The organism is Bartonella sp. AD24XZML, from assembly GCF_042196485.1.
GTDB lineage: Bacteria > Pseudomonadota > Alphaproteobacteria > Rhizobiales > Rhizobiaceae > Bartonella.
This window is the reverse complement of the sequence record NZ_JBHIQH010000059.1, coordinates 37,007-45,165: the sequence shown is the minus strand read 5'-3', so window position 1 is coordinate 45,165 and position 8,159 is coordinate 37,007. Positions and strand designations below refer to the sequence as shown.

General features: G+C 36.1%; 5 protein-coding genes and 2 pseudogenes. 3 read left to right on the top strand and 4 right to left on the bottom strand.

The window, feature by feature from the left end; genetic code table 11:
- Nucleotides 1–203 (bottom strand): annotated as a pseudogene (locus ACFIMX_RS05805) (hypothetical protein); the annotation flags it as partial.
- 787 nt (nt 204–990) lie between these two features.
- Between ACFIMX_RS05805 and ACFIMX_RS05800 the strand changes: the two are divergent.
- The 3 genes and pseudogenes from ACFIMX_RS05800 to ACFIMX_RS10390 all read left to right on the top strand — a co-directional run.
- Nucleotides 991–1,278 carry a hypothetical protein gene (locus tag ACFIMX_RS05800; RefSeq protein WP_375694170.1) on the top strand — a complete coding sequence of 96 codons (288 nt, stop codon included), beginning with the start codon at nt 991–993 and terminating at the stop codon, nt 1,276–1,278.
- Nucleotides 1,259–2,437 (top strand): hypothetical protein, encoded by a 1,179-nt coding sequence (locus ACFIMX_RS05795; protein WP_375694169.1) that lies wholly within the window; start codon nt 1,259–1,261, stop codon nt 2,435–2,437. Before ACFIMX_RS05800 ends, ACFIMX_RS05795 begins: the two co-directional genes overlap by 20 nt.
- A gap of 698 nt (nt 2,438–3,135) precedes the next feature.
- A pseudogene (locus ACFIMX_RS10390) lies at nt 3,136–5,036 on the top strand (autotransporter outer membrane beta-barrel domain-containing protein); the annotation flags it as partial.
- Nucleotides 5,037–5,583: 547 nt separating this feature from the next.
- Here the strand turns inward: ACFIMX_RS10390 and ACFIMX_RS05775 are convergent.
- From ACFIMX_RS05775 to ACFIMX_RS05765, 3 genes are read right to left on the bottom strand one after another with little or no spacing between them, the layout of a single operon-like run.
- On the bottom strand, nt 5,584–6,366 hold the full coding sequence (locus ACFIMX_RS05775; RefSeq protein WP_273790734.1) for an ABC transporter ATP-binding protein: 783 nt from the start codon (nt 6,364–6,366) through the stop codon (nt 5,584–5,586).
- Nucleotides 6,353–7,237, bottom strand: a complete 885-nt coding sequence (locus ACFIMX_RS05770) for an ABC transporter ATP-binding protein (RefSeq protein ID WP_375618645.1) — start codon at nt 7,235–7,237, stop codon at nt 6,353–6,355. The genes ACFIMX_RS05775 and ACFIMX_RS05770 overlap by 14 nt, the downstream gene beginning before the upstream one ends.
- Nucleotides 7,230–8,159 (bottom strand): ABC transporter permease, encoded by a 930-nt coding sequence (locus ACFIMX_RS05765; protein ID WP_273790732.1) that lies wholly within the window; start codon nt 8,157–8,159, stop codon nt 7,230–7,232. The genes ACFIMX_RS05770 and ACFIMX_RS05765 overlap by 8 nt, the downstream gene beginning before the upstream one ends.

Here is an 8,159-nt window from a genome sequence, read left to right as displayed (position 1 = left end):
TTTTGCCAAGTTTGAGAGAAATCAAAAGCAGCAGCAATGATATTTTTCCAACGCGTAATGGTAGTGGTATCAGCACCAAAATAAACCAAGACGTGTGCGCCAGTCATGGTAAAGCGCAACACACGTAGAGCAATGTTAAAAGCCATAAGGGCAGCAATGGTTTTGATAATGGCGCTTGTTAAAACGGGATGGTCCTGCCCCATGCCATTTTACAAAACGCGCATTTAATGGTAAAAAATAACCATAAAAACAATAAATTATCACGTATTTCTAACTAATCTCACCTCTTCCCACTTAGTACAAAACCTAATGTCAAACTACATCCAACGGAGTTTTGTATAGTATGTAGCCTTTCGGAAATTGCGGCTTATCAGCGGATTCTACATATTTTTATATTTTATTTGTTCAAAGAAGACACTGAGTACTCAAAGAACCCTCAACGCTCTATTAAAGCCTTCTCTCATTTTTGCTGTCAAAAACTCATTCGATACATAATGTAGGTAAGAACAATCAATTATCACATATCCACTCTAATTTCACCTTTTTCTACTCAATATAAAATATAAAGTAAATTATACACAAAAATATTTATTCTTTATTAACTTTAAAACTATAAAATATTTCATTTTTTTGAAAATGTACAATATTAAAACACTACTATTCTTACTTATATTATATTTTTTAATTTATTTTATATAACTGTATTTATTAAATATACATCAATAAATATTAAAATAAATGAATATTGATATAAAATAATATATATTATTAATAAAAAACTTATTTTTAAAATATAATTAGATAAAAATACATTATGAAATAAATTTAATATTACATAATTAAACATAAATACAACTTTAATTTTGACAAAAAAATCAAAACAAAATATCAGAGTGCTGTGTTATTAAAATAAAAGCAATATCTATTTTCACTTCTGCTTATGAAGTTAGCGGGAAAATGAATGTTGGGGGCTTTAAAAGGAGTAGACTGATGCCTAAAAATTTTCTTCTATCCTGCACAGCAATTGTGGCAGTTGTACTTTCTGCTATCAATCTTAATGCACAAGCTAAAAATCTTGAAATTTCAGAAAGTAAAAAAGAAGTTTCCAACGAAACCTACGAAATTATTCACGCAAAAAAAGGTGGTCAAATTATCGGCAAGCATTTGACGATAATCGGAAACAAAAAAACAAACACCAACATAGGCACAAATGCGCACGCTATAACAGCTGAAGGTTCTAACACTGCGATTGAATTACTTGGATGGTACAACCATTAAAGGAACTGGTTCTAGCATTTTTTTCGGTCTTGAAGCAAAAGATGGTGCTACACTGAAAATGACTGGGGGGACTATTACAGTTTCCAACACTGGCGCTAAATTCTTGAACAGTAAGAATGCTGAAAACAAGCTAAAAGATATAATAATATCAAGTGGCAAAGGCAAAGCTCCACTAACTTTTGCAATATTTGCAGACAAAGACAGTGAAGTCACTTTAGAAAATGTAAAAGTGACTAAGGCAATGAATAGCGTTACTGCAAATAATAAATCTGAAATCACGATATTGGGAGGATCATTTGATGCCACAAAGGCAGCAATATCTGCTTACAATGGCAGTCGCGTAACTCTAACCAATAATGTTCAAGCTACATCATCTCATGGCACTGGACTCCATGCAACAGATTCAGAAACCACAATCGAAATGATGGGAGGAAGCGTAATCACAGAAAAAATGGCGTTGGTTGCAGAAAACGGTGGACATATCAAGGTCACGGATATTGCTCTAACAACAAATGAACATGGGAGCAAGATCACTGATGTTCCTACAATAGGCGCAGGAGTCAATAGCGCTAATAGTATGATTGAATTATATGGCAATACAAAGATTAAGAATGCTGGTGTTGGGCTTGTGGCAAGTAACGGTGGCGTAATTAAAATGATTGGGGGGACTATTACAACTTCTAAAACTGGTGTTGGCTTCGTGAACAGTAAGAGCACCGAAAGTAAACTAGAAAATGTAATAATATCAACCGGCAAAGATAAAAATTCAGGCAAAGGAATTCTTCTAGAGAAAAAAAGTGCTCTCACTTTAAAAAATGTAAAAGTGACTCAAACAGGCAACAGCGTAATTGCAAATAATCGTTCTAACATAACAATCTCTGGAGGATCATTTGATTCAAGCTATGCAACAATATGTGCTCAAAATGGTAGCAGCATCACCTTAACGGACAATGCTCAAATTACGTCACATGATGAAGCAGGCCTCTATGCACAAGACTCAAAATCCACAATTACAATGACAACAGGAAACGTGACAGGAAAATATACAGCCTTAGAAGCAGACATAGGTGGCCATATTACGGTTACAAATGTTGCTTTAAAAGCAACTAATAATGGCAGTGGTGTAGCTGCTGGTGCAGCTGCCTCTGGCTCAGTGTGATTGAATTGCTTGGAAATACAACGATCAGTGACGTTAAAATCGGAATTGATGCGCAAAACGATAGCACAATCAAAATGATCGGAGGAACCATTACTGCTTCCGAAGCAGGCGTTCACTTATTAAAAAACAAGAGCAATAACAAACTGAAAGATGTAACGATATTAAATCGTAAGGATAATGCACTACTAATCAATGCAATAATTGCAAGAAGAAGTGCCATTACTTTAGAAAATGTAACCGTTCCGCAAGCAATCAATAGCATAATTTCAGATAATGATTCTCAAATAACAGTTTCTGGAGGATCATTTAACGCAAAAGGTGCAGCAGTATCTGCCATAAACGGCAGCACTATTACTTTAACTGACAATGCTCAAATTACATCATCTGATGACAGTGGGCTCTATGCAAAAGACTCAAAATCCACCATCACCATAACGGGAGGAACAGTACAAGGTAAAACTACTGCATTATTTTCCGGAAACGGTGGACATATTAAAGCCACGAATGTTACTCTAATAATAGCAGATAGTAACGGATTCGGTGCGGAAAGCCAAGATGTTGGCAGTTTAGTTGAATTATATGGCCATACAACGATTAAAAATGCTGAGATCGGACTTTATTCAGAAAATGGCAGCACAATCAAAATGAGTGGAGGGACAATAATTGCCGAAAATAGTGCATTTGTTGTAAATAATAATGGACATATTGATGTAACAAATGTTTCTGCCACAGCAGAAGATAGAGGTATAGCATTTGAAAAATCTAAGAACAATAAAACATCAGAAATCAATTTAACCAATGCAAAACTTCACATTAAAAATGGTACTGGAATTAATGCAAATGAATCAATTGGTAAAGCCAATCTCAAAAATTCAGAAATCCGTGCCAAGGTTTTATTAGTAACCGAAGCCTCAACGAAAAAAAATGATTTCACTTTTATACTAAATGCCGATCACTCCATCTTAGACGGCAAAGTGAGCACTGAAAAAAATTCAAAACAGTCTTTGATTTGCAAAATAATACGAAATGGATATTGAAAACAAGCACAAATAAAAAAAGCCAGAACGAAAAACTGCTTGATATTGCTCAAAGAGCACGTTCTGATATTTCTGTCCTTAACATCAATAACAGCTCTATTGTTTTTGAAGAGCCAACTGAAGATCATTATCACACGTTGTACATAGGATCTGGCAGACCAAATACTAAAAAAGTCTACAATGCTACAGGAAAAGCAGAAATTCATTTCAACGTCGAATGGAGTGATAGTGCTGCCATAAACAAACAAAAAGCTGACCATCTTCTGATTCACGGTGATGTTTCAGGGACTACACTGGTTTATATCACTGGACATTTAGAAAAGAACAATATTAAAGCAGATGCTTCTGCTCTTACCAGTGCACGTGGTCTTTCACTCATTCAAGTTTCTGGAAAAGTAAATCAAAACTCTTTCAAACTTGCAAAGGACTATATCACAATAAGTGGTTCACCTTATAAATATATACTGAAAGCTTATGGACCAAAATCAAACCACAGTAAAACAAATACTGAACAAAACCTTTTAGGAGAAAATAAAAATTTCTGGGATTTTCGCTTACAACCAGTACTGCTTGATAGCGACTTAAAAGTAAAAACCATCGTGCCATAAATACAAACTATTTGATCAAGCCCCAATGCTCTCTTGTATGCTGGATTAACCAATATGGCTAAGCAAAATGCAACTGTTAACCAATATGCGACATTTGTCTTAAGGAAAGAATAAGACAAACGGAATAGCTTTTTCTTATACACCTATGGAAAAACAGGAAGCTTATTTTTTGATAAGTAGTACTTCTAGTAGATATAGTTATAGCAGTGCTCATCTTCGTTATGCTGCTCTACAAGGAGTTGTTAACTTTGTCGCGCTAGAAGGGAAAAATATCTACAACACATTTTGGCCTTATAGAAACCTATGGACAACTCTCTTTGCACTCCAAAGAATATGCAAGATACAAGTAAGAGCATTGTGGATAAATGGTCACTCACAACCTATGGAACCATACAACATGACAGTGGTTTCTATCTTGATACGCTGTTATCCTATGGCTTCCTAAAGAGAAAGATCACCAATGCCCTCATTAGTACAACCGCAAAATTGAAAAATGCAAAAATGTTGGCGTTCTCCACAACTGTTAGCAAACAATTTGCAACGGGTATCCAAGACGTAACATTCGAACCGCAGGCACAGCTTGCCTATCAACATTTGATGTTTGATACCATTAAAGATGCTGATAATCTGACCATTGAGATGAAAAATCCTTCTCAATGGATAATCCGTGTTGGTGGACGTTTGACAAAAACCATTGCCACTGAAAACAGTCGTCCTATGTCTTTCTATGGAAAAGTAAACTTGATCAAAACCTTTGGTGATGATCAGACATTCCATATTGATAAGTATTATAAACGTGACCCCTCGGGAAGTTCCGTTGAAGGTGGGCTTGGTATTAGTGCATAATTGTCCGCTAACCTCTCCCTTCATGGTGATGTCAGCTATCAACAAAAGCTTCAAAAAACTGGTATAAGTGGTGCAAGCTTTTCAGGAGGAATACGCTATCAGTTTTAAATCAAGACTGTAAAAAGCCTATTCAATTTAACAAAAAGGAAGCAATATGCTGCCTTTTTGGCTTATTATAAGCTGTTTTAAACGCTTTTTTAAATAGAGAACAGAAAAATATTTGAAGACTGTCATTAACCATTTGATGTCTTTTACAAAAAATTCTTTTTATAAAGAATAAAACTGTAAAAAAGAGAACAACCAAAAACAAAATAATATTGTAAAATAATGAGAAGCTTTTCTAGAAAATACAGCATTACTATCTTTTGTTATTTCTCACAAATTTAATGCTTAAAATCCCAAAATAAAACTTTTGAACATAAAATGATAAGTAAAAAATAATGCAATAATATCAAACAAAGAGATGTATGTTATAAGTCATTCGTATATTTCAAAATGGGAGTTCTAATAGGATTTAAAATATTACAGCTCAAACACTGCCCAGAAAATTCATACTGAAAAAATCCTATTATCTCCTTCCCTCTTAACAATGCCGCCAAACATCTCCAGAAACTTCAAAACAAATAAAATTGCATTTTCTCTTCTGTAAAATTGATCATGCTCTTTGCTCTCTATGGACAATAGGCTCTATACTTGCTTCAAAAAACTCCTTTGTATAATCGTGTTGCGCATGTAGATTACGCAATTCATCATTGCTAAGCTCTTCAAGAATAATCCCTTTATGCATAATTCCAACACGTTCACAAATATGTGCAACAACAGCAAGATCATGGGACACCATCAAATAAGTAAGCTTTTTTCTCACGCGCAGTGATTTCAACAAGTTTAAAATTTCAGCCTGTACCGACACATCCAATGCAGATGTTGGCTCATCAAGCAACAACACCTCTGGCTCAATAATTAAAGCACGTGCAAGAGCAATACGCTGACGCTGCCCTCCAGACAACTCATGAGGATAACGATAAAGAAATGAAGAATCTAAACCAACGGAATCTAAAGCATCCTCCACCCGCTCTCTTTGATTATCCATTCCATGGATTTTGAGCGATTCAGAAAGAACCGTATGGACCATTTTTCTTGGATGGAGTGAAGCATAAGGATCTTGAAAAACCATTTGAATACAGCGTAAAAAATCCTTACTTCTTTTCTTTTCAACTTCTTGTCCAGCAAAAAGAAACTTTCCACTATAATCTGGAATAAGCCCCACCAATGTATTCAAAATAGTTGACTTTCCACATCCGGATTCACCAATCAAACCATAAGCTTCACCACGCTTAATATGAAAATTAACATTTTTAACAACTGTTACTGCCTTATGCCTATGACCAAAAGTTACAGATAAATTAGAAACATCAATAATATTCTCACAATTTGTCATGAGGAACCTCCTCAACACCATTAACAATCGTAGGATTATACAACCAATCAGGATCACGCTCAGGAACAGCCAAAATATCAACTGGATTATCAAGCCGTGGCAAACTCGCGAGCAACGCCTTTGTATAAGGATGACAAGCGTGAGACAAATCAGAAGCAGGCAACTCTTCTAACACACGGCCCGCATACATCACCAAAATACGATCACAAAAATCAGCAATCATATTTAAATCATGACTAATGAAAATAAGTCCCGTTCCAGACTTTGTAACAAGTTCATCTAATACAGATAAAACTTGTCGTCTGACCGTAATATCAAGCGCAGATGTTGGTTCATCGGCAATAATTAAATCAGGTTTTGGAATGAGCATCATTGCAATCATCACGCGCTGCCCCATCCCCCCAGATATTTCATGGGGAAAGAGACGCATCACATGTTCAGGATCACGAATATGAACAGATTCTAACATAGATATGGTGCGCTCCCTCGCTTCAGCTTTTGAAACACGATAATGAATACGGTAAGCCTCCATAATCTGTTCCCCGATCCGTATTAATGGATTAAGTGAATATTTGGGGTCCTGTAAAATCATTGAAATACGTTTCCCACGGATTTTTCGCATCTGAGGTTCACTTGCTTCCAATAAATCAACATCCTCAAAGCGCATTTTTTTAGCTTTAACAATAGCTGCTTTTGGACTCAACCTTAGTATTGCGCGCCCAGTCATCGATTTTCCAGATCCGGATTCACCAACAATTCCAATTTTTTCTTTTCCAACAGAAAAACTAACGCCACGTACAACTTCTGAAATGCCGCGCGTTGTAGGAAAAGAAATACGTAAATCTTCTACTTCTAATAATTTATTACCCATTGCGTGGATCCAATACATCACGAAGACCATCACCTAAAAGGTTGAAAGCAAGACTTGCAAATAATATTGCACAGCCTGGTATTGCCGCCAACCACCAATTTGTCATCATAAATTCCCGCCCTGAAGAAAGCATCGCACCCCATTCAGGACTTGGAAGTTGAGCTCCCAACCCTAAAAAACCAAGACCAGCAGCCGTTAAAATAATTCCAGACATATCCAAAGTTAATCGTACAATCACTGAAGGAATACACATGGGCGCAACATGAAACAAAATAATTCGCCAAGCAGAGGCCCCTTGCAGGCGAACTACAGAAACATAATCAGAAGAACGTATTGTCAAAGTCTCAGCACGTGCTAAACGTGCAATTGGGGGCCATGCTGCAATTGAAATTGCAATAGAAGCATTTTCAATCCCTGGTCCCAATGCGGCTGAAAATGCAAGAGCTAAAATCAAACCTGGAAAAGCAAGAAAAATATCGACAATGCGCATGAGCACAGTATCAACCCATCCGCCCATATAACCAGATACAGTTCCAACAATAAGCCCTATTGGACCTACAATAACTGTTGTAAGAAAAACAACATAAAGAGTAATACGGGAACCAAAAACAAGGCGACTAAAAATGTCACGTCCCAATTCATCTGTTCCAAAATAATGCGCCATAGAGGGTGGCTGCAACCGATGCCCTAGATCATTGCTAAGAAAATCATGCGTAGCAATCCAAGGAGCAAAAAATGCACATATGATAATAATACAAATAATAAGCAGACCGAATACAGCCGAAAAGTTATGAAAAAACTTAGCCAGTGCGTGATAAATTCTTTGTATGTTCGCTTGAATTATGGAGTTTGGAACAGGATCGTTTAACCAACTACCCAAAGAAGATGATGATTGCGATTTATGATGATTACTTACTGTCAT